At 67.3% G+C, this 20,055-nt stretch carries 20 protein-coding genes; 8 read left to right on the forward strand and 12 right to left on the reverse strand.

Features of this window, described 5'->3' with window-relative positions; genetic code table 11:
• Nucleotides 1-124: 124 nt before the first annotated feature.
• The 7 genes from ACQ5J0_RS01475 to rpsU all read right to left on the reverse strand — a co-directional run bounded on the left by ACQ5J0_RS01475 (nucleotide 125) and on the right by rpsU (nucleotide 6,022).
• Entirely contained in the window at nucleotides 125-1,288 is a 1,164-nt protein-coding gene (locus tag ACQ5J0_RS01475; RefSeq protein ID WP_462568760.1) for a hypothetical protein, read from the reverse strand.
• Nucleotides 1,285-2,784 carry an Asp-tRNA(Asn)/Glu-tRNA(Gln) amidotransferase subunit GatB gene (gene gatB, locus ACQ5J0_RS01480; RefSeq protein WP_462568761.1) on the reverse strand — a complete coding sequence of 500 codons (1,500 nt, stop codon included), beginning with the start codon at nucleotides 2,782-2,784 and terminating at the stop codon, nucleotides 1,285-1,287. Before gatB ends, ACQ5J0_RS01475 begins: the two co-directional genes overlap by 4 nt.
• Before the next feature lie 209 nt (nucleotides 2,785-2,993).
• Entirely contained in the window at nucleotides 2,994-3,137 is a 144-nt protein-coding gene (locus ACQ5J0_RS01485) for a hypothetical protein (protein ID WP_462568762.1), read from the reverse strand.
• Entirely contained in the window at nucleotides 3,131-4,615 is a 1,485-nt protein-coding gene (gene gatA, locus ACQ5J0_RS01490) for an Asp-tRNA(Asn)/Glu-tRNA(Gln) amidotransferase subunit GatA (protein ID WP_462568763.1), read from the reverse strand. The genes ACQ5J0_RS01485 and gatA overlap by 7 nt, the downstream gene beginning before the upstream one ends.
• Before the next feature lie 106 nt (nucleotides 4,616-4,721).
• Nucleotides 4,722-5,024: an Asp-tRNA(Asn)/Glu-tRNA(Gln) amidotransferase subunit GatC gene (gene gatC / locus ACQ5J0_RS01495; RefSeq protein ID WP_462568764.1), complete on the reverse strand. Its 303-nt coding sequence runs from the start codon at nucleotides 5,022-5,024 to the stop codon at nucleotides 4,722-4,724.
• 12 nt (nucleotides 5,025-5,036) lie between these two features.
• Entirely contained in the window at nucleotides 5,037-5,678 is a 642-nt protein-coding gene (locus tag ACQ5J0_RS01500; protein WP_462568765.1) for an FKBP-type peptidyl-prolyl cis-trans isomerase, read from the reverse strand.
• A gap of 143 nt (nucleotides 5,679-5,821) precedes the next feature.
• A complete protein-coding gene (gene rpsU, locus ACQ5J0_RS01505) occupies nucleotides 5,822-6,022 on the reverse strand; it encodes a 30S ribosomal protein S21 (protein WP_067611817.1) in 201 nt (66 codons plus the stop codon).
• 264 nt (nucleotides 6,023-6,286) lie between these two features.
• Between rpsU and crcB the strand changes: the two genes are divergently transcribed.
• Genes crcB through ACQ5J0_RS01535 form a run of 6 tightly spaced genes read left to right on the forward strand, consistent with a single transcriptional unit; the run spans nucleotide 6,287 to nucleotide 10,111 of the window.
• A complete protein-coding gene (gene crcB, locus ACQ5J0_RS01510) occupies nucleotides 6,287-6,694 on the forward strand; it encodes a fluoride efflux transporter CrcB (protein WP_462568766.1) in 408 nt (135 codons plus the stop codon).
• Nucleotides 6,691-7,908 (forward strand): RluA family pseudouridine synthase, encoded by a 1,218-nt coding sequence (locus ACQ5J0_RS01515; RefSeq protein WP_462568767.1) that lies wholly within the window; start codon nucleotides 6,691-6,693, stop codon nucleotides 7,906-7,908. The genes crcB and ACQ5J0_RS01515 overlap by 4 nt, the downstream gene beginning before the upstream one ends.
• The gene (locus ACQ5J0_RS01520) at nucleotides 7,908-8,507 is read left to right on the forward strand and encodes an FMN-binding negative transcriptional regulator (RefSeq protein WP_462568768.1); all 600 of its coding nucleotides are present in this window, start codon (nucleotides 7,908-7,910) and stop codon (nucleotides 8,505-8,507) included. The genes ACQ5J0_RS01515 and ACQ5J0_RS01520 overlap by 1 nt, the downstream gene beginning before the upstream one ends.
• Nucleotides 8,504-9,172, forward strand: coding sequence for an HAD-IA family hydrolase (locus ACQ5J0_RS01525; protein ID WP_462568769.1), 669 nt, complete (start codon nucleotides 8,504-8,506; stop codon nucleotides 9,170-9,172). Before ACQ5J0_RS01520 ends, ACQ5J0_RS01525 begins: the two co-directional genes overlap by 4 nt.
• Nucleotides 9,165-9,419, forward strand: coding sequence for a hypothetical protein (locus ACQ5J0_RS01530; RefSeq protein ID WP_462568771.1), 255 nt, complete (start codon nucleotides 9,165-9,167; stop codon nucleotides 9,417-9,419). The genes ACQ5J0_RS01525 and ACQ5J0_RS01530 overlap by 8 nt, the downstream gene beginning before the upstream one ends.
• A complete protein-coding gene (locus ACQ5J0_RS01535) occupies nucleotides 9,416-10,111 on the forward strand; it encodes an ATP12 family chaperone protein (protein ID WP_462568772.1) in 696 nt (231 codons plus the stop codon). Before ACQ5J0_RS01530 ends, ACQ5J0_RS01535 begins: the two co-directional genes overlap by 4 nt.
• 147 nt (nucleotides 10,112-10,258) lie before the next feature.
• On the opposite strand, the gene ACQ5J0_RS01540 is transcribed toward ACQ5J0_RS01535, so the two are convergent.
• From ACQ5J0_RS01540 to ACQ5J0_RS01555, 4 genes are read right to left on the reverse strand one after another with little or no spacing between them, the layout of a single operon-like run.
• The gene (locus tag ACQ5J0_RS01540; protein ID WP_462568773.1) at nucleotides 10,259-10,855 is read right to left on the reverse strand and encodes an ABC-type transport auxiliary lipoprotein family protein; all 597 of its coding nucleotides are present in this window, start codon (nucleotides 10,853-10,855) and stop codon (nucleotides 10,259-10,261) included.
• Nucleotides 10,856-10,863: 8 nt separating this feature from the next.
• Nucleotides 10,864-11,811, reverse strand: coding sequence for an MlaD family protein (locus tag ACQ5J0_RS01545; RefSeq protein WP_462568774.1), 948 nt, complete (start codon nucleotides 11,809-11,811; stop codon nucleotides 10,864-10,866).
• Nucleotides 11,812-11,819: 8 nt separating this feature from the next.
• Nucleotides 11,820-12,716, reverse strand: coding sequence for an ABC transporter ATP-binding protein (locus tag ACQ5J0_RS01550; protein WP_462568775.1), 897 nt, complete (start codon nucleotides 12,714-12,716; stop codon nucleotides 11,820-11,822).
• Nucleotides 12,716-13,828, reverse strand: a complete 1,113-nt coding sequence (locus tag ACQ5J0_RS01555) for an ABC transporter permease (RefSeq protein ID WP_462568776.1) — start codon at nucleotides 13,826-13,828, stop codon at nucleotides 12,716-12,718. Before ACQ5J0_RS01555 ends, ACQ5J0_RS01550 begins: the two co-directional genes overlap by 1 nt.
• A 140-nt stretch (nucleotides 13,829-13,968) precedes the next feature.
• Here ACQ5J0_RS01555 and ACQ5J0_RS01560 point away from each other — a divergent pair, with 140 nt between their 5' ends.
• Together ACQ5J0_RS01560 and ACQ5J0_RS01565 are read left to right on the forward strand one after the other, a co-directional pair.
• The gene (locus ACQ5J0_RS01560; protein ID WP_462568777.1) at nucleotides 13,969-16,968 is read left to right on the forward strand and encodes a valine--tRNA ligase; all 3,000 of its coding nucleotides are present in this window, start codon (nucleotides 13,969-13,971) and stop codon (nucleotides 16,966-16,968) included.
• A gap of 184 nt (nucleotides 16,969-17,152) precedes the next feature.
• Nucleotides 17,153-17,887: a 7-carboxy-7-deazaguanine synthase QueE gene (locus tag ACQ5J0_RS01565; RefSeq protein ID WP_462568778.1), complete on the forward strand. Its 735-nt coding sequence runs from the start codon at nucleotides 17,153-17,155 to the stop codon at nucleotides 17,885-17,887.
• 31 nt (nucleotides 17,888-17,918) lie between these two features.
• Here the strand turns inward: ACQ5J0_RS01565 and ACQ5J0_RS01570 are convergent, their stop codons facing one another.
• On the reverse strand, nucleotides 17,919-19,973 hold the full coding sequence (locus ACQ5J0_RS01570; RefSeq protein ID WP_462568779.1) for an ATP-binding protein: 2,055 nt from the start codon (nucleotides 19,971-19,973) through the stop codon (nucleotides 17,919-17,921).
• Nucleotides 19,974-20,055: the final 82 nt, after the last annotated feature.

A 20,055-nucleotide genomic window follows, 5' to 3' on the forward strand; every position in this document is an offset into this window, starting at 1 on the left:
GAAGGATCCTTTCCCCGGCACGCTCCCCGGCGCGCCTCGCGCTTGCGCTAGGACGCTTGGCAAGCGCGTTCAAGCACTTGTGAAAAGCCCTACTGACGGGAGCGCTCCGCCCTCCCGCCGCATCTCAGCCGGTCGCCGGCACTACGGCTCGCAACCGGTAGCTTCCGGGGGGAAGCATGAGCGGAATATCTTCGCCGGGCTCGAGATAGACGCGGTCCATCGGCACGGCGTCGAACGGCTCGCCCGCCACGAAGGCTTCGACGATCAGCGGCTGGTTAGTGCGCCGCAATTCGTCCGGGATCGGAACGGCAATGGCACCCGCCTCGCGGCGCCATAGGGGACGACCGTCCCGGAACCTTGTCACCGGCTGCGACAGAACGATATCGACCATTCCGGCGGGCCGGTCCTCCGGAAGGAGGGCCAGGAACGGCTCCCCGCCTTCGCTCGAACACAGGGTCTGCGATACCGTAAGCGGATCGACGCCGGTCGCCGTCTTGAGCCGCGCGGCCATCCACAGATCGCCGTGCTGCCCGAGAGGGGTTTCCGCGGCGTGCGAATAGCCGACATGGACCAGCAGCTTCTCCTCTGGCGCCATGCCGGCGAGGATCGCAGCGAGATTTGCCGCCTGCGCAGTTTCGCGCGCTGCGATACTCGTCGCCCGGTCGGCGCCCTCGGGTGCGGACTGCGACGGCGTTTGCTCGTAGGCAACCAGCCGGTAGCCAAGCCGCTTGGCCTCGCGGACGGTGCTGCCGAACACCGGTTCGCGGCTGTAGTAACCGTCGAGCAGATGCGGCCAGGCAAGAACGGAATGCTGCGCAACGGGGTCCGCTTCGTCCTCGGCGTTCGAGAAGGTCTCTGCGGCATAGACCGAAAAGCCAAGCGGCCTCAGCGCGCCGAGCAACTGCCGCACGGTGTCCCGGTGACGGGTGACCGTGTGGCTTTCGTTGACGATCACGATCCTGCTCGTCGCCGCCTGCGCCGCGATTTCCGCGATGACGCTTTGACGGCCTTTGGGCGTGTCGGGTGCGGGAGTGCAGGGTTGCGGCAGATATTCGGAATCGCCGGTCATCGCCGCGCGATCCTCGCGGCCCAGCATCGACCATGTCTGCGCCGCGATGCCCGCGGGATCGTCGGGTCCGGGCACCCGGTACAAGAACGCCTGCCCTGTTTCCTCGGCGCTCAGCGGCGCGCCTGCGATTTCGAGCGTGACCGCAGGGCCCGGCGGCGGAACGGATGTGCAGGCGGACGCGAGAACGGCAATTCCCGCAACCGCCTGCCGCCAGTTCACCCCAACTTGGCCTTGAGCAGGTCGTTGACCACCGCCGGATTGGCCCTGCCCTGCATCGCCTTCATTGTCTGGCCGACGAAGAAGCCGAACAGCTTGTCCTTGCCGCCGCGGTATTGTTCGACCTTGTCGCCATTCGCCGCAATGATCTCGTCGATCGCCGCCTCGATCGCTCCGGTATCGCTGACCTGCTTGAGACCCTCGGTTTCGGCAATCTCGCCGGGTTCGCGGCCGGTCCGAAGCACGATCTCGTAGATCTCCTTGGCCTGCCCGCCGCTGATTTCCCCTGCGGCCTGCAATTCGAGGATCGCGGCCTGCGCCTGCGCGGTGGCAAACGCGGGATCGGCTTCCTCGCCCAGCGACTTGAGGACGCCCGGCGCGACCGAGAGCGCCCAGTTGGCGACCTGGGTGGCGACCTCGGGCTCGCTCTTGCCGGCGCGCCGCGCGGTCTCGGCGAGCAGCGTCTCGTAGCGCGCGAAGGTCTCGACGTCGGCGGTCAGTTCGCGCGCATTATAGGGGGTGAGCCCCAGCACCTCGGTGTAGCGGCGGCGCTTGGCGTCGGGCAGTTCGGGCAGGCTGGCGCGGCACTCGGCGAGGAAATCCTCCTCCAGCTCCAGCGGCAGCAGGTCGGGATCGGGGAAGTAGCGATAGTCGTGCGCGTCTTCCTTGCTGCGCATCGAGCGGGTCTCGTTGCGGTCGGGATCGTAGAGCCGGGTTTCCTGAACCACCGTGCCGCCATCCTCGATCAGATCAACCTGGCGGCGCGCTTCCTGCTCGATCACCGCCATGACGAAGCGCACCGAATTGACGTTCTTGGTCTCGGTTCTTGTGCCCAGCTCGGGATCGCCGACCTTGCGCACCGAGACGTTGACGTCGGCGCGCATCGAGCCTTCTTCCATGTTCCCGTCGCAGGAACCGACATAGCGCAGGATGGCGCGCAGCTTGCGGACATAGGCGCCGGCCTCGGCGGGCGAGGTCATGTCGGGGCGGCTGACGATCTCCATCAGCGCCACGCCCACGCGGTTGAGATCGACATAGGACATGGTGGGATGCTGGTCGTGCATCAACTTGCCCGCATCCTGCTCGATATGGATCCGCTCGATGCCGATGACCTTGTCTTGCGGAATACCCGCCTTCTCGTCGGCATCGATCGTCAGCGAACCCTCGCCCACGATCGGGTGGTAGAGCTGGCTGATCTGATAGCCCTGCGGCAGATCGGCGTAGAAGTAGTTCTTGCGGTCGAACCGGCTCCATTTGTTGATCTGCGCCTCGATCGCCATGCCGGTGCGCACCGCCTGGCGGACGCATTCGGCATTGGGCACCGGCAGCATCCCTGGCATCGCTGCATCGACGAGGCTGACCTGCGTATTGGGCTCGGCCCCGAAAGCGGTGCTGGCGCCCGAGAACAGCTTGGCGTTGGAGGTGATCTGCGCATGGACCTCGAGGCCGATCACGACCTCCCATTCGCCCGTGGCGCCGTGGATGCGGTAGTTGGTCATAGTCTCAATCCCGTCATCCCAGCGAAAGCTGGGATCGCTCTCAATATCGTCGGCCCAGATGGCCCGAGATCCCAGCTTTCGCTGGGATGACGTTCAGGGCCAAATATTCTCAGCGATGCTGTGGCATCAAGCACAAGAACACTGGCCCATGCGCCACTCACCACCGCTTCTCCGGCTTGGCTGAAAAGCCGCTGCCCTGGATCCGGTAGTTACTCATCGTCGATTACCTGGCCGTCCTTGTCGAAGCGCGCTTCGCCGGTCTTGCCGCGGCTCGCGACCCATACCGGGACGACGAACATCGTGATCGCTACCGCGATCGAGGCGATCCATTCGATGGGGCCGAAGCTCAGCACCACCACTTCTCCGGCTGCGCGGTGAATCCCGCGCGCTGCTCGATCGCGAGACCGGCATTGAGCACGCCCTGCTCGTCGAAGGGCTTGCCGACCAGCTGCAGCCCGAGCGGCAACCCGTCGGAATTCTGCATCGCGGGGACGCTCATCGCAGGCAGGCCGGCGAGGCTGGCGGGGACCGCGAAGACGTCGTTGAGATACATCGCCAGCGGATCGTCGCTCTTGTCACCGAGCGGGAAGCTGGCGGTCGGCGTGGTCGGCGCGAGGATCAGGTCGCATTGCGCGAAGGCCTGCTCGAAATCGCGCGCCACCAGCGTGCGGACCTTCTGCGCCTGCGTGTAATAGGCGTCGTAGAAGCCCGCGCTGAGCACATAGGTGCCGATCAGAATGCGCCGCTTGACCTCGTCGCCGAAGCCCGCCTCGCGGGTCTCGGCATACATGTCCTGCAGGCCCGCGCCCTCGGGAAGGTCGCGCAAGCCGTAGCGCACCCCGTCGTAGCGCGCGAGGTTGGACGAGGCTTCGGCGGGCGCGATGATGTAATAGGCCGGCAGCGCGTATTTCGTGTGCGGCAGCGAGACGTCGACGATCTTGGCGCCGGCATCGCGCAGCCATTGCTTGCCGCGCTCCCAGCTCTCGAGGATTGCCGCGTCGGTGCCTTCCATCCGGTATTCCTTGGGAATGCCTATGGTCTTGCCCGCTAGATCCGCGTCGAGCCCGGCGGCCCAGTCGGGCACGTCCATCTTGAGGCTGGTGGCGTCCTTGGGATCGAACCCCGCCATCGCGCCCAGCATGATCGCGCAATCCTCGACCGAGCGCGCCATCGGCCCGGCCTGGTCGAGGCTGCTGGCGAAGGCGACCACACCCCAGCGCGAGCAGCGGCCATAGGTCGGCTTGATGCCGCAGATGCCGGTGAAGGCGGCGGGCTGGCGGATCGAACCGCCGGTGTCGGTCCCGGTGGCGGCGGGTGCGATCCGCGCCGCGACCGCGGCGGAGGAGCCGCCCGAGGAGCCGCCCGGGCTCATCGGTGCATTGGTGCCCTCGCGGCGCCAGGGCGAGGAAACATTGCCGAAATGGCTGGTCTCGTTGGACGAACCCATCGCGAACTGGTCGAGGTTGAGCTTGCCCAGCATGCCCGCGCCCGCATCCCACAGCTTCTGGCTGACGGTGCTCTCGTAGCGCGGCACGAAGCCTTCGAGGATGTGGCTGGCGGCGGTGGTCTGGACGCCGTGGGTGCAGAACAGGTCCTTCATCCCGATCGGCACGCCCGCCATCGGCCCAAGCGGCTTGCCCGCGGCGCGGTCGGAATCGACCCGGTCCGCCGCGCCCAGCGCGTGCTCAGGGGTAGTGACGATGAAGGCGTTGAGCGCCTCGGCGCCGGCGACCGCGGCATTGAACGCCTCGGCGACCTCGCGCGCGGTGAATTCGCCGGAGGCCACTCCGTCACGAAGCGGCTTGATGCCAAGCTGGGTCAGGTCGGTCATGATTGTGCGTCCCCGCGAAGGCGGGGACCTCGGGCCACCGGCGCTCCGCCAGATTGATGGAGATCCCCGCCTGCACGGGGACGATCGAATGACGATCGGGCGATCGTCATTCGATCACCTTGGGTACGCCGAAGAAGCCGTGTTCGGCCGCCGGGGCATTGGCGAGGATGTCCTCGCGCCGCCCGCCGCCGGTGAGCGGATCGGCGTCGACGACATCGTCGCGCAGCCGCAGGCTGTTGGGGATGACCGCGGTCATCGGCTCGACCCCGGAGGTATCGACCTCGCCGAGCTGCTCGACCCAGTCGAGGATCTGGCTCAGCTCGGGAGCCATGCGCTCGAGTTCGCCATCGCTCATGCGGATGCGCGCGAGCGAGGCGATCTTTGTGACGGTAGCTTTATCGACGGACATCGGTGCGCCCTCTTACTGGATCGGCGCGGGCGCGGGCGCGGGCTGCGCGCCGTCCTGCGGGACCACCTGACCCTGAGGAGCCGAAGGGTCGCCCCCCATGCCGCCGGGCCCGCCCATCTGCCCGCCCATCTGCAGCGCCTGCTGCAGCGTCGCCAGCCGGCGCTCAAAATCCTCCATGCTCATGAAATCGACCAGTTCGACCTCGAAGGTCAGATCCTCGTTGGGCGGGATCACGACATTGCCCTGCGGATCGGTCCGCCCTTCGGCGCCGTAGCCCTGGCTGGCGGGGATCGTGATGCGGTAGGTGCCGCCCTTCTGCATCTGCTGCGCGCCTTCGGCGAAGCCGGGGACCATGCGGTCGAGCGGGAGCGGATTGCCTTCGGGGAAGATGCCCTCGATCGGCAGCGGGATATCCTGCGACTGGTCGAACACCGAGCCGTCTTCCAGCGTGCCCGTGTAGCGCACGAACACGACGTCGGTGGCGGCAGGGGTCGGCCCGCTGCCCGCAGTCATGGTCTCGACATCGACACCCCTGGGCGCGGCGTACCAGGCCAGCGCGGCCGCCGCCAGCACCGCAAGAACGATGCCGATCCACAGCTTGGTGAGCGAACCCTCGGCGATGGGCTGCAACGGTACGCGGGTGACTTCGGTCATGATGTGTCCCGGAAAAACGAGAGGAAAACAGGAATGCGCCAAGAATGCCCCAAGAATGCCAAAGGGCGCGGATAGCGATCCGCGCCCTCATGGCTTAGCTTGGCAAATGCTTCAAGTCCGGCGCCTGGCGCACCGGATCATTTTCAGCCGTCGCGTTCCATCCGCTTGCGATCCATCTTGCGCGCGCGGCGCACGGCGGCAGCCTTTTCGCGGGCGCGCTTCTCGCTGGGCTTCTCGTAATGGCGACGCAGCTTCATTTCGCGATAGACGCCTTCGCGCTGCAGCTTCTTCTTGAGCGCGCGCAAGGCTTGATCGACATTGTTATCGCGAACCATGATCTGCATAAATTCAAACACCTTGCTAAGCGGGCCAGAGCCCGCCGCGGCGGGGTATGCCTCCTTGAAAACCGGGTCGGGAAGACCGTCTCGCCGAATCAACGGCGACTGCGCCGAATCCGTTCCGGACCGGCAATAACGCTGGCCACATAAACCCGCGCCTCTCGGAATGCAAGCACCCGTGCATCGGCGGTTGCGACCCGTCCTGGCAGCCGCCGCCCAACGCGCCGCTGCGGCTTTTCACATGCACCATGCGCGGCTAAGGCAGCAGCCATGTCCACCCTCTCCCCCTTCGCTGCCACTGTCAACGTCGCCATCGGCGGCGCCTTCGGTGCCGCGCTCCGCTATCAGGCGGGCCGTGCGATGACCGGCTGGCTCGGCGCGCCCGCCATGTCGGTCTTCCCCTGGGCGACGCTGGCGGTCAACGCAGCGGGCAGCCTGTTGATCGGGCTGCTGTTCGGCTGGCTGGCGCGGTCGGGGGAAGGCGGCGATCAATTGCGGCTGCTGCTCGGCGTCGGCCTGCTCGGCGGCTTCACAACCTTCAGCGCCTTCAGCCTCGAACTGGTGATGCTGGTCGAACGCGGCCAGTTCACCATCGCCGCACTCTACGCCTTTCTCTCCATCGCGCTGGGGGTCACCGGCCTGTTCTTCGGCCTCACCTTGACGAGGCTCGTCGCATGACCACTCCCGATGCCCCCCAGCTCGAAGTCCGCCAGTTCACCGTCGGCCCCGACGATGCCGGGATCCGGCTCGACCGCTGGTTCAAGCGCCACCTCCCGCAGATCGGCTTCGCCACCGTCAGCCGCTGGGCGCGCACCGGCCAGATCCGCGTCGACGGCAAGCGGGCCAAGCCCGACGACCGGCTCGAAACCGGACAGCAATTGCGCGTTCCGCCGGGCGGCGAAAGCGAGACCCGCAAGCCGCGCGAGAAGCCCGAACTGAGCGTCGAGGACATCGAGCAGGCCGAAAGCATGGTCATCATGCAGGACGAATCCGCGATCGTGCTCAACAAGCCGCCCGGCCTCGCCACCCAGGGCGGAACCAAAACCACCCGCCATGTCGACGGGCTGCTCGATGCTTTCGTCGAAGGCGACGGCCCGCGCCCGCGGCTGGTCCACCGGCTCGACAAGGACACCAGCGGCGTGCTGCTGATCGCGCGCACCCCGGGCAGCGCGGCGCATTTCTCGCGCCGTTTCTCCGGGCGCAGCGCGCGGAAAGTCTATTGGGCGCTGGTGGTCGGCGTCCCCGATGTCCGCGAGGGCACGATCGAGGCGCCGCTCGCCAAGCAGCCGGGCACCGGCGGCGAGAAGATGCATGTCGACGAGGAAAACGGCCAGATCGCCAAGACCCGCTACCGCGTCGTCGAGACCGCCGGGCGCCGGGCGTCATGGCTCGAACTCGAACCGCTCACCGGGCGCACCCACCAGCTGCGCGTCCATTGCGCGGCGATGGGCAATCCGATCGTCGGCGACGGCAAATACGGCGGGCAGGACGCCTTCCTCACCGGCAGCATCAGCCGCAAGATGCACCTCCATGCGCGGCGGCTGGTGATCGGCTCGCCCGGCGGCGGCAAGATCGACGCGGTGGCCGAGCTGCCCGAGCATTTCGCCGCGACGATGGAGCAGATGGGCTTCGACCTCACGCTCACTAATGCCGAGCCGCTGCGCGACGAACCCCCGCCCAAATCGCGCGAAGAGAAGAAGCAGGCCGCACGCCAGCACGCCAAGTCGATCCGCAAGGACCGCCGCGGCGAACGCCGCGGACGCCGCGACACCACCGAGGCCAAGGGTCCAGGAAGCAAGGGGCCCGGAAGCAAGGGTCCGGCGAAGGGCCCCGTCAAAGGCGCGGGAAAAGGACCGGGCAAGGCGCGGAGCAAGCCGAAGGGCAGGCCCTGATGCACCCCAACCCGCTGTTCCGTTCCGAGGACCGCCAGCTGCTCGAGACGCTGATCGAGCAGATCGGCTTCGGCATGGTCTTCCTGACCACGCCCGACGGACCGCGCGTGGCGCATACTCCGCTGCTCTCGACGGGCACGGGCCAGGTGCGGTTCCATCTGGCGCGCGGCAATGCGCTGAGCGGGCACCTCGAGGGAGCGACCGCGCTGGTCACGGTCAATGGGCCGGACGCCTATGTCTCGCCGCGCTGGTACGACAACCGCGATACGGTGCCGACTTGGGACTACGTCGCGCTCGAGATGGAAGGGCGCATTCGCCGGCTGACGGACGAGGAACTGGAGGAGTTTCTCCACGCCGCCATCGTCCGGCACGAAGCGCGGATCGAAGGCGAACCGTGGCGGGCCGGCGAATCGAGCGAAGGGACCTGGCGCGGCCTGTTCGGCGCCATCGTGGGCTTCGAACTGGGTGTGCAGGCGTGGCGTCCCACCCTCAAGCTCTCGCAGAAGAAGAGCTTGGCCGAACGCGCGCGGATCGCCGCGGGCCAGGCCGCAGCCGGAAGGCCCGCGATCGCCGCGCAGATGCAGGCCATCGGCGCATGAGCGTGCGGCTCGCGGTGTTCGATTGCGACGGGACGCTGGTCGATGGCCAGGCCTCGATCTGCGAGGCGATGGAAACCGCCTTCGCCGGGGCCGACCTGCCCTGCCCGCCGCGCGCGCAGGTGCGCCGGATCGTCGGGCTGAGCCTGCCGCAGGCGCTGGTCCGGCTCGCCCCCGAAGCCAGCGAAACCCAGCGCACCGCGATCGTCAGCGGCTACAAGAGCGCTTTTTTCGACGCGCGCACCGAGGGGCGATTGAGCGAGCCGCTGTTCGAGGGCATGCGCGAATTGCTCCACCGGCTGCACGCGGCCGGTTGGCTGCTGGGCGTCGCCACCGGCAAGAGCGACCGCGGGCTCACCTCCTGCCTCGCTGGGCACGAGATTTCCGAACTCTTCGTCACGCTCCAGACTGCCGACCGCCACCCTTCAAAGCCGCATCCCGCGATGCTCGAGGCGGCGCTGTTCGAAGCCGGTGTAACCGCGGGGTCGGCGGTGATGATAGGCGACACCAGCTTCGACATGGAAATGGCGCGCGCTGCCGGGGTGCGCGCGATCGGGGTCGACTGGGGCTATCACGCGCCCGACGAACTGCTCGCCACCGGCGCAAGCGGGGTGGCGAGCGACATGCAGGCGCTCGAGGCGCTGCTGCGGGAGCCAGCGCATGGATGAACGCGAACCCGGCCCCGATCCAGCGCCCGACTCTGGCCCAGCACGCGATCCGGCAATGGGGCGCTACATGGCGCTGCACCTCGTGCGGCTAGCCTGCATCTTCGCGGTGATGTTCGGCCTGCTGATCCAGGAGAACCGCATCGAGGGACCGGCGCTGCTGGGCTTCGCGCTGCTGGTCGGCGGTGCGGCGGGCTTCTTCTTCCTGCCGCACACGCTCGCCAAGCGGTGGAAGAGCCGCGACCAATGAAGCGGTTCTATTCCGAAGTCGGCATCGCCGAGGAGACCGGGGGCTGGACCGTCCGGCTCGATGGCCGAGCTATCAAAACGCAGGGCCGTCAGCCGCAGCTGCTGCCGACGCAAGCGCTCGCCGAACTGCTGGCCGCCGAGTGGCGCGATCAGGGCGAGACGCTCGATCCGAAGCGCTTCGTCCACCGCGATCTGGCGGATTACGCGATCGACATGGTGGCGCGAGATCCCGCGCCGGTGCGCGCCAATCTGCTCGCCTATGCCGAGACCGATACGCTGTGCTACCGCGCCGATCCCGACGAGCCGTTCTGGCGCCGCCAGCAGCAATTGTGGGAGCCGCTGGTCGCTGGATTCGAGGCGCGCGAAGGCGTGGTGCTCGAACGCGTGAGCGGGGTAATCCACCGCCCGCAGCGGCCCGAGACGCTGGCCGCACTGAGCGACAGGCTCGGCACATTCACGCCCTTCGAGTTCGCCGCGCTCGAGACGCTGACCTCGCTCGCCGCCTCGCTCTGCGTCGGCCTGTCGGTGCTCGACCCCGAAGCCGATGCGCAGGCGCTGTGGAATGCCGCCAACCTCGAAGAGGACTGGCAGATCGAACAATGGGGCGCGGACGAGGAGGCGCAGGAGAGGCGCGATCTGCGCACGAAGCAATTTCTCGCGGCGCTGGACTTCGCCCGCGCCGCGAAAAGCTAGAGTCGGATGATATCTCCCCTCCCCTTGGGGAGGGGCCGGGGGTGGGGGTACGGCGGTGCCGGATAGCGACCGTGGTACACCCCCACCCGGCCTCCCCCTCAAGGGGGAGGGGCAAGTAGGGTCAACCCAGAACCGTAACGCTCCGGCTCAGCCGATCCATTCCGCGACCTGGCCGGCGACATCATTCGCCGCCTGGTTGAGCGCGACCCCCACCGGGCCGGCCTCGGCGGGAACCCCCGGGACCACCGCCTCGAAACGCCGCGTGGTCACCGCAGTGCCCTCGCCGTTGCGGACCGCGTCGAAGCTGATCACCACCGAGCCCGTCGCCGCGTCGTAGCCGAATTCGCGCAAGGTGCCGCTCAGCCGCGAATTCGCGAGCACGCCGGGATCGTCGCCGTCGATCACCACCCGCCCGCTGCGCGTACGGATGGTCTCGGCCAGCAGGCGGCGGAACAGCCGCGCCGGCCGCTCGACCCATACCGCTTCCTTGAGATAGGCGATCTCGCTCGCGGTGACCTGTACCGGAACGCGGGTGACGTCGAGCCGCGCGGGCGCTTCGAATTCGCTCAGCACCAGCGCAGTTTCCGCGTTGCCGCTCGCGCCCACGCCGGCGGCGGCCGAGGCGGTCGAGGTCAGCGTGAGCAGGCTGGGCGGTGCGTCGGGCCCGAAGCTGACGCATCCCGCCAGCGCGAGCGCCGGCGCCAGGCTAGCAAGGATTTTGGCGCGGTTGGGGATACGGATCATGGTGTGTCTCACGGTTCGTAATCGGGCAGGGGCGGCCCACCCACCAGGGCGCCGGCGCCCTCATCCTGGATCGTCTCGGTGATATCGCGCAGCGACTGGCTGGTGGCGCGCAGGTCGCGAAGCGTGGCTTCGGCGGCGGGCAGCGTGCTCTCGGTCAGTTGGCGGGTGACGGGGCGCGCTTCGCCGAGCGTCTGCTCGAGCGCCGCCGCCGCGCCGCTGGCGGAGGCGAGCGTCTCGCGCAATTGCTCCGAGATCGCGACGCCTTCCTGGTTGATCAGCCGGTCGGTGGTGGCGGTCACCTGCTCGAACTGGTCGAGCGCCTCGGAGGATTCGCGCAAGGTCACCTGCAGCTCCATCAGCGTCCGCTCGATCTGCGGGGTCGCACGGGCGAAATCCGCGGAGATCGCATTGGTGTTCGCGAGAATGCCCGAGATCTCGCCCTGGTTCTCGTCCGAAAGCAGCCCGGTCAGCCGCTCGGTCAGCGTCGCCAGCCGTTCGAGCAGCAGCGGGGCGTTGGCGAGGATCTCGCCGAAGCCGCCCGCCTTGGGGGGAATGATCGGCACGCCTTCGGTGCAGGCGGTAGTCTCGCAGGTGATCGGCGGCTGACCGCTGCGCGCACCGTCGAGCATGATGGTCGAGACCCCGGTGAAGCTGGACTGGATGGTCGCGGTGGTCCCCACCAGGATCGGCACCTCGTCCTTGACCTTGATCCGCACGCGGACGAATTCGGGGTCCTTTTCCCACAGCACGATCTGGCTGACCTGGCCCACCGGAACGCCCGCGAAGGAGACCTGCGAGCCCGTGGCGAGACCCGCCACCGAGGTCTTGAAGAAGATGTCGTATTCGTCCTGGTCGCCCTCGCCCAGCCGCGCGATCCAGACGATGGCCAGCGCCAGCGCAGCCAGCAGCAGCAGCGTCACCGCCCCTACCCATACATGATTGGCCCGCGTTTCCATTGCCTTGCCTATGCCTTCCTATCCGGCGCATTGTCCAACGCTTTGAGGGTTTGCGCGGCGATGGGCATGTCCATGTGCTTGCGCAATTCCTCGAGCGCCTGCGCGCTGAGCGCCGCGCGTCCGCGCGGGCCGTTGAAATATTCCTGAATCCATTCGTGATCGAGCGCCATCAGATTGGGCACGGTATCGACCGCGATCACCCGCTTGTCCGCCAGCACCGCCACCCGGTCGCAGATCGCGTGGAGCGTGTCGAGATCGTGGGTGATCAGGAACACGGTCAGCCCCAGCGTCTCCTTCAGTTCCAGCGTCAGCCGGTCGAAGGCCGCGGCGCCGATCGGGTCGAGCCCGGCGGTCGGCTCGTCGAGGAACAGCAGCTCGGGATCGAGCGCCAGCGCCCGCGCCAGGCCGGCGCGCTTGCGCATGCCCCCCGACAGCTCCGACGGGTACTGGTTGACCGCCTCCTCGGGCAGCCCCGAGAGCAGCACCTTGAAGCTGGCGATTTCCTTGCGCAATTTGTCCGACAGCTCGGGATAGAACTGCTTGAGCGGCACCTCGACATTCTCGCCCACGGTCAGCGTCGAGAACAGCGCCCCGCCCTGGAACAGCACGCCCCAGCGGTCGCGCACCCCCAGCACCTCGTCGGGCTCGGCATTGGTGAGCGAGCGGCCGAACACCTCGACCTCGCCCTCGCTGGGCGGTTGCAACCCGATGATCGAGCGCATCAGCACCGATTTGCCCGACCCCGAGCCGCCGACCACGCCGAGAATCTCGCCGCGCCGCACCTCGAGATCGAGGTTCTCGTGGACGACATTGTCGCCGAAGCGGTTGACCAGTCCCTTGACCACCACGGGATATTCGCCGCGGTAGCGCTCGTGGCGCCCGAGCGGCTTGCTGTCCTCGTCCATCACGCCCAGCCCAGCTTGGTGAAGAACACCGCGAAGAAGGCGTCGAGCACGATCACCGCGAAGATCGCCGAGACCACCGCGAGCGTGGTGCGCAGGCCGACCTGTTCGGAATCGCCCTTGACCTGCATGCCGTGATAGCAGCCCGCCAGCCCGACGATCAGCCCGAACACCGGCGCCTTGATCAGCCCGACCCACAGATCGTAGATCGGCACCACGTCCTGGATCCGCTCGAGGAAGTTGAAGAAGGGAATGCCGAGCGCGAAATTGGAGATGGTCGCGCCGCCGACGATCGCCATGACCGAAGCGTAGAAGCCCAGCAGCGGCATCATCAGAATGGCCGCCAGAATGCGCGGGATCACCAGCGCCTCCATCGGCGCGATGCCGATGGTGCGCATGGCGTCGACTTCCTCGGTCAGCTTCATGGTGCCGATCTGCGCGGCGAAGGCCGAGCCCGAGCGGCCCGCCACCATGATCGCGGTCATCAGCACGCCCAGTTCGCGTAAGGTGATCCGGCCGACCAGATTGACCGTCAGCGTCTCGGCGCCGAATTGCGACAGCTGCACCGCGCCCTGCTGGGCGATGACGATGCCGATCAGGAAGCTCATCAGCCCGACGATGGGCAGCGCAGCGACGCCGACCAGTTCCATCTGCCGCACCAGCGCCTTGCCGCGGAATTGCCTGGGGTGACGGATCAGCGTCGCCGAAGCGGACATGATTGCGCCGAGAAATCCGAGCACCCCGTAGATGCCCGCGCGCGCGCCATAGACCTTGTCGCCGGTGCTCGCGGCGATGCGCGTCCACACCGCATCGCGCGGCGCGGCCAGCTTCGTCCCGCCGCCCAGATCGCAGACCGCTTCCATCAAGCGGGTGGCGCGGTCGCTGGCGCCGACCACTTCGGCCTCGAGCCGTTCGGCGAGGTCGCAGGCGACCCAGGCGCCCACAGTGTCGATCTCGCTGACCTCGCTCAGATCGATCCGCGCCACCGGCCCCTCGATGCGGGCGAGATCGCGTTCCATCGCCCCGATCGAAGACACCAGCCAGGGACCCGACAGCGCCAGCGTGCCGCGCCCTTCTCCTTCATCGGAGATCGTGAATCCGGCTTCGCTGCTCATAGGCGGGTGCCTATGCGTTGAAATCGCGCCCGCCACAAGGCGCACTCTGCTTGCATAGGTTGCTCGCGGGGATGGTTTGTTGCGGGCAGTCGGTGCCGCCGTTGTTGCCTAGGGGCAGGCCCGCTGGCAAAGGCGCGAAGATGAGCACCGATCTTCCGACGACTTTCGACCCCGCCGATATCGAGGCGCGCTGGTATTCCCACTGGGAGGAGAACGGGCTGTTCCGCCCGGCCCGCCCCGGCGCGCAAGCCTACACCATCGTCAATCCGCCGCCCAACGTCACCGGCAGTCTGCATATCGGCCACGCGCTCGACAATACGCTGCAGGATATCATGATCCGCTACGAGCGGCTGCGCGGCAAGGATGCGCTGTGGGTGGTCGGCACCGACCACGCCGGGATCGCCACCCAGATGGTGGTCGAGCGCCAGCTCGAGGCGGCGCAGGACAAGCGCAGCAATTACAGCCGCGAGGACTTCATCGCCAAGGTGTGGGAGTGGAAGCACGAGAGCGGCGGCCAGATCACCCGCCAGCTGCGCCGGCTGGGCTGTTCGATGGACTGGTCCAGAGAGCAGTTCACCATGGACGAGCATTTCTCGAAAGCCGTGCTCAAGACCTTCGTCGATCTGCACAAGGACGGGCTGATCTACCGCGACAAGCGGCTGGTCAATTGGGACCCCAAGCTCAAGACCGCGATTTCCGATCTCGAGGTCGAGACGCAGGATGTGAAGGGCCAGTTCTGGCACTTCCGTTATCCGCTCGCCGACGGGGTCACGCTCGATAGCGGTGCGGATCATATCGTCGTCGCCACCACCCGGCCCGAAACCATGCTCGCCGATATGGCGGTCGCGGTGCATCCCGACGACACCCGCTATGCCAGCGTGGTCGGCAAATATGTCGTCCTGCCGATCACCGGCCGCCGCGTTCCGATCGTCGCCGACGAACATGCCGACCCCGAACTGGGCAGCGGCGCGGTGAAGATCACCCCGGGCCACGATTTCAACGATTTCGAAGTCGGCAAGCGCGCCGGGATCGCCGCGGGCGACATGCTCAACATGCTCGATGGCGAGGCCGATGTCTGCCAGACCGCGGATGGCCTGGTGCCGCAGGAGTTCCTCGGCCTGCACCGCTTCCGGCGCGACGGCGTGAACGGCGCGCGTGAGCTGGTGGTCGAACGGATGAAGGAGCAGGGCTTCCTCATCCCGCATGTGGTCAAGACCAAGGATGGCGAGGAGGAGGAACTCGATTCCGAACCCCGCACCATCGCCACCCCCTTCGGCGACCGCGGCGGCGTGGTGATCGAGCCCTGGCTGACCGACCAATGGTATGTCGACGCCGCCGAGCTCGCCAGGGCACCGATCGCGGCCGTCAGGAGCGGCGAGGTCGAGATCGTCCCCAAGTCGTGGGAGAAGACCTTCTTCAACTGGATGGAGAACATCCAGCCCTGGTGCGTCAGCCGCCAGCTGTGGTGGGGGCACCGGATTCCGGCGTGTTATGGTCCGACCCCGCGGCCCGAAGGCGGCGGGCCTCTTGGCATGACAATGTACACGGGCAAGGATGCTGCACGTGGACCGCAAGCAAGCGGTACTCCGTTCATCGGCTCATCGGATCAGGAGATACGTGAGCAAGCAAGCGCGTTCTACAGTGAAGCTTTCAACAAGAACGTTGCGTCCAGTCAGATTGTTATTTGGGAGCAAGAGCAGGCAGACATTGTTTTCAACGAAGTTCAATCTCCTGACGAACCGCACCGAATAAATCTCTTCCGGGACCCCGACGTCCTCGACACCTGGTTCTCCAGCGCGCTGTGGCCCTTCGCGACGCTCGGCTGGCCGGACAAGACCGAGCTGGTCAAAAAGCACTACCCCAACGACCTGCTCATCTCGGGCTTCGACATCCTGTTCTTCTGGGATGCGCGGATGATGATGATGGGGCGGCATCTGACCGGGCAGAACCCCTGGCCCCGGCTCTATCTGCACGGGCTGGTGCGCGCCGCCGACGGACAGAAGATGTCGAAGTCCAAGGGCAATGTCGTCGATCCGCTGGGGCTGATCGAGCGCTACGGCGCCGACGCCTTGCGCTTCTTCATGGCGGCGATGGAAAGCCAGGGCCGCGACATCAAGATGGATGACAAGCGCGTCGAGGGCTACCGCAATTTCGCGACCAAGCTGTGGAACGCCACGCGCTTCTGCCAGGCCAACGGCATCGGCGCGAGCACGCAGATCGCCGCGCCCGAGGCCACGCTGGCGGTCAACAAATGGATCATCGGCGAAGTGGTGGAGACGCAGGCCGCGCTCGACCGCGCGCTCTCCGAGCTGCGCTTCGATGCGGCGGCGAATACGATCTACCACTTCGTCTGGGACCGGTTTTGCGACTGGTATCTGGAACTGATCAAGCCCGTCCTTTCCCCCCTCCCGCCTGCGGGAGGGGTCGGGGGTGGGCCCGATGCAGACGAACAGGCCTCGCCCACCCCTAGCCCCTCCCGCGAGCGGGAGGGGAATTTGGCGGCGCTCGAGACCCGCGCCGTCGCCGGCTGGGCGCTCGACCAGATCCTCGTCATGCTCCACCCCTTCATGCCCTTCATCACCGAGGAGCTATGGAGCAAGCAGGGCGACCGCCCCGATCACCCGCTAATCACCGCGCGCTGGCCCGAGCCTGCGGCCGAGGTCGATGCCGCGGCCAAAGCCGAGATCGACTGGCTGATCGCGCTCACCGGCGCAGTGCGCGCGGCCAAGAACGAGCTCGGCATCCCGCCCGGCGCCAAGCTGGCCGCCTATTGCCCGGCCCCCAGCGCACTGGCGAAGACCGTGGTCGAGGGCAATGCGGCGGCGATCGAGCGGCTCGCGCGGCTGACCCCGGTGCATTTCGCCGAGGCGCCCGCGGGCCCCGCGATGCAGATCGCCGCGGGCGAGGACGCCTTCGTCATCCCGCTCGAAGGCGTGATCGACATCGCGGCCGAGAAGGCGCGGCTGGAGAAGGCGCTGGTAGTCAGCCGCAAGGAAGCGGGCTCGCTCTCGGGCCGGCTCGGCAACGCCAGCTTCGTCGAACGCGCCAAGCCCGAGGCGGTCGAGAAGGCGCGCGCCGATCTGGCGCATCACAGCGCCGAGGTCGAGCGGCTGGAGGCGGCGCTGGCGCGGCTGGGCTGACCCCCGCGCTTCGCGTTTTCCTACAGCGCTTTTTCCTGCCATAGGGCGGTTGCGAGGCGGGCTCCCCCCGCCATGCGTCACTCTGACTGAATTTATCCTCTTGGAAACAATGGGTTAGTGATTTTCGCAGGGTGTCACCCCTGTCACCCTGTGTCACCCTCCCGGGACATTTCTGGAAAGCCGTGTGAAACTAACGCTCGCGACCGACGACACCGGGGGGCCGGAGATCTTCTCCTCGCTGCAGGGCGAAGGCCCGTCCGCGGGCATGCCGGTCGCCTTCCTGAGGCTGTCGCGCTGCAACCTCGCCTGCGTCTGGTGCGACACCGCCTACACCTGGCATTTCACGGGAGATGAGCGTCCGCACCGCTCGGGGGAGACCCACGACCGCCGCGCCAACCAGGTCACCCTGCCCGTCGCCAAAGTGGCCAGCCTTGTTGCGGAGCACGGGCAGAAGCGGCTGGTGGTGACCGGCGGCGAACCGCTGCTCCAGGCCGGCGCGCTTGCCGAACTGCTCGAACTGCTGCCCGACGTGGCGGTGGAGATCGAGACCAACGGCACCACCGCGGCGCCGCCGCGGCTCGATATCCGCATCGACCAGTACAATGTCAGCCCCAAGCTGGCGCACAGCGGCAATCCGCCCGAACTCGCGTTGATCGCCGAACGGCTCCACGCCTATGCCGGCGACCCGCGCGCCTGGTTCAAATTCGTGGTGGCGGAGCCCGAGGACGTGGCCGAGGCGGCGGCGCTGGTCCGCAGCCATGCGATCCCGCCCGCCCGGGTCTTCCTGATGCCCGAGGGCACCGACAGCGCCACGCTGCGTGAGCGAGAGCGCTGGCTGGTACCGCTATGCCTCGAGCACGGCTTCCGGATGAGCGACCGTCTGCATATCCACCTGTTCGGCGATACCCGCGGGACTTAGGCCTAAACTTTCCCTAAACTTTGCCCTGAACCTACCCCTGCGAGCGCCAGCGCTGGACCACCCGCTGGACCGCTTCTTCCTCGCCGCCGCTGCTGTTCCACAATTCGACGAAGCTGGGATCGTCCGAGGCGGGACGCTTGGATTCCTCGAGCGTATCGAAGCGCACCCGGATCGGGATCGTGACGCCCTCGCCGCAAATGATGCATTCGCGGTTGCGCAGCGCCGGGATCGCATCGAGAAAGCCGCGCGCGCCCTCGGGCATGGCGGCCTTGACGAAGGCCTGATCGCGGTCGTTGTTGAGCCGCATCGCGATGATCGTGCCGCATTGCGACAGCACGCCCTCGGCAAGGTCGGACGGGCGCTGGGTGATGAGGCCCAGGCTAATGCCGTATTTGCGGCCCTCCTTGGCGATCCGGCTGAGCACCCGGCCCACGCTCGATCCGTCGGCGTTCTTCTCATTGGGAACGTAGCGATGCGCTTCCTCGCACACCAGCAGCACCGGGCGGGTCTTCTCCTCGCGGCCCCAGATCGCGAAGTCGAACACCAGCCGGCTGAGCACCGCGACCACCGTAGCGGTGATGTCGGAGGGCACACCCGAGACGTCGATGATCGAGATCGGCTTGCCGCCGCCGGGCATGCGGAAGATCTTGCAGATGAAGTCGGCCATGGTGTCGGCGACCAGCATGCCCGAGAACATGAACTGGTAGCGCGGATCGGATTTGATCTCGTCCAGCTTGTTCTTGATCCGCATATAGGGCGCCGAATTGGTCGCCTTGTCGAGCCTGCCCATCGCATCCTGCAATGCGGTCGAGAGATCGGACAGCAGGTAGGGGATCGGCGAATCCACCGTGATCTTGCCCATCTGCTCGGCGAGCCGGCTCTTGCCGCGGGCATGCAGCAGGCAGCGGGCGAGGATGTCGGCATCGACCTGCCGCTCGTTGCCGGCGCTGGTCAGAAGCACTTCGCAATGCTCTTCGAAATTCATCAGCCAATAGGGCATCTGGAGGTTCGACACGTCGAGGATCACGCCGGTGTGGCGGAAGGCCGCCGCATATTCGCCATGCGGATCGATCATCACGATATGACCCTCGGGCGCCGCCTCGCAGATGCGGTGGAGGATCAGCGCGGCGCTGGTCGACTTGCCGGTGCCGGTCGATCCGAGCAGCGCGAAATGCTTGCCCAGCATCGCATCGATATAGAGCCCGGCGCGAATATCCTTGGTCGGGTAGACCCTGCCGATGGACACCGAACTGCGGCCATCGCTGGCGTAGACCTGCCTGAGATCCTGGGTGGTGGCCGGAAATATCTTCGCCCCGGGCACCGGATAGCGGGTGACCCCGCGCTTGAAGCCGTGCAGCTTGCCGGTGAGCCGTTCCTCCGCGCCCTCGCCGAGGAAATCGATATTGGCGACGACCGAGCCGCTGATGTGGCGATCCTGCTTCTGATTGCGGACATTGGCCAGCAGCCAGCCATCGCCGACGCGGATCTTGATCTGGCTGCCGACCTGACCCGCCATGGCGATCGACGGGTCCTGGTCGAGCATGCATTCGTTGAGACGCTTCAGGTCGATCACGATACGCGATCCCGACCCGGCGATCTCCAGCACCTCGCCGATCGGAAGCACAGCGTTGTCCACGCCGTCGCCCTCGCCGCCACTGCCACCGCCGCGGCGCTCGGCCTGGCCGACTTCCTTCGGATCTGCTTGCCGGGGCTGCGCCGCCGCGGGCCGCGGCCGGGGGGCCTCGCCATGCGCGGGGGTCTCGCGAACGTGCTCGGAGGCCGGACGCACCGGTGCTGGACGACGCAGCTCGTGCTCGGGAGCGCGCATCCGGTCCTGCGCGGTGGCCGGCGGGGGAGCCGTCTGCCGGATCGCCGCCGGGCGCGGCGCCTCTGGCTGATACCGCGCACGCTCTGGCACTGCGGCCGAGGCGGTCGGTGCAGCAGCCACAGGGCGAGCATCCTGCGCGGCCGGAGCCGCGCCGCCGCGACGGATCCGGTCGCGCAGCGCGTTGCGCTGCGGCGGTTCCGCCTCGCCCTCGCCGGAGGAGTCGGGAGTGCGGAAATTGTGATGAGACATATCGGTCATGAAGCTTCCGCTGGCTCGGCTGTTGTATAAATTGGCCTAAGCGCTGACGGTTAAAATGTCGTAACGACCGCGCTGCACAGCC

Source organism: Qipengyuania sp. SM2512 (assembly GCF_054954005.1).

Coding starts and splice junctions, on each gene's coding strand:
- ACQ5J0_RS01520 (WP_462568768.1), top strand. CDS start 7,908: ATGCACCCCAACCCGCTGTTCCGTTCCGAGGACCGCCAGCTGCTCGAG.
- rpsU (WP_067611817.1), bottom strand. CDS start 6,022: ATGCAGATCATGGTTCGCGATAACAATGTCGATCAAGCCTTGCGCGCG.
- gatA (WP_462568763.1), bottom strand. CDS start 4,615: ATGACCGACCTGACCCAGCTTGGCATCAAGCCGCTTCGTGACGGAGTG.
- ACQ5J0_RS01525 (WP_462568769.1), top strand. CDS start 8,504: ATGAGCGTGCGGCTCGCGGTGTTCGATTGCGACGGGACGCTGGTCGAT.
- ACQ5J0_RS01500 (WP_462568765.1), bottom strand. CDS start 5,678: ATGACCGAAGTCACCCGCGTACCGTTGCAGCCCATCGCCGAGGGTTCG.
- gatB (WP_462568761.1), bottom strand. CDS start 2,784: ATGACCAACTACCGCATCCACGGCGCCACGGGCGAATGGGAGGTCGTG.
- ACQ5J0_RS01555 (WP_462568776.1), bottom strand. CDS start 13,828: ATGAGCAGCGAAGCCGGATTCACGATCTCCGATGAAGGAGAAGGGCGC.
- ACQ5J0_RS01515 (WP_462568767.1), top strand. CDS start 6,691: ATGACCACTCCCGATGCCCCCCAGCTCGAAGTCCGCCAGTTCACCGTC.
- ACQ5J0_RS01560 (WP_462568777.1), top strand. CDS start 13,969: ATGAGCACCGATCTTCCGACGACTTTCGACCCCGCCGATATCGAGGCG.
- ACQ5J0_RS01570 (WP_462568779.1), bottom strand. CDS start 19,973: ATGACCGATATGTCTCATCACAATTTCCGCACTCCCGACTCCTCCGGC.
- ACQ5J0_RS01545 (WP_462568774.1), bottom strand. CDS start 11,811: ATGGAAACGCGGGCCAATCATGTATGGGTAGGGGCGGTGACGCTGCTG.
- ACQ5J0_RS01530 (WP_462568771.1), top strand. CDS start 9,165: ATGGATGAACGCGAACCCGGCCCCGATCCAGCGCCCGACTCTGGCCCA.
- ACQ5J0_RS01550 (WP_462568775.1), bottom strand. CDS start 12,716: ATGGACGAGGACAGCAAGCCGCTCGGGCGCCACGAGCGCTACCGCGGC.
- crcB (WP_462568766.1), top strand. CDS start 6,287: ATGTCCACCCTCTCCCCCTTCGCTGCCACTGTCAACGTCGCCATCGGC.
- gatC (WP_462568764.1), bottom strand. CDS start 5,024: ATGTCCGTCGATAAAGCTACCGTCACAAAGATCGCCTCGCTCGCGCGC.
- ACQ5J0_RS01540 (WP_462568773.1), bottom strand. CDS start 10,855: ATGATCCGTATCCCCAACCGCGCCAAAATCCTTGCTAGCCTGGCGCCG.
- ACQ5J0_RS01535 (WP_462568772.1), top strand. CDS start 9,416: ATGAAGCGGTTCTATTCCGAAGTCGGCATCGCCGAGGAGACCGGGGGC.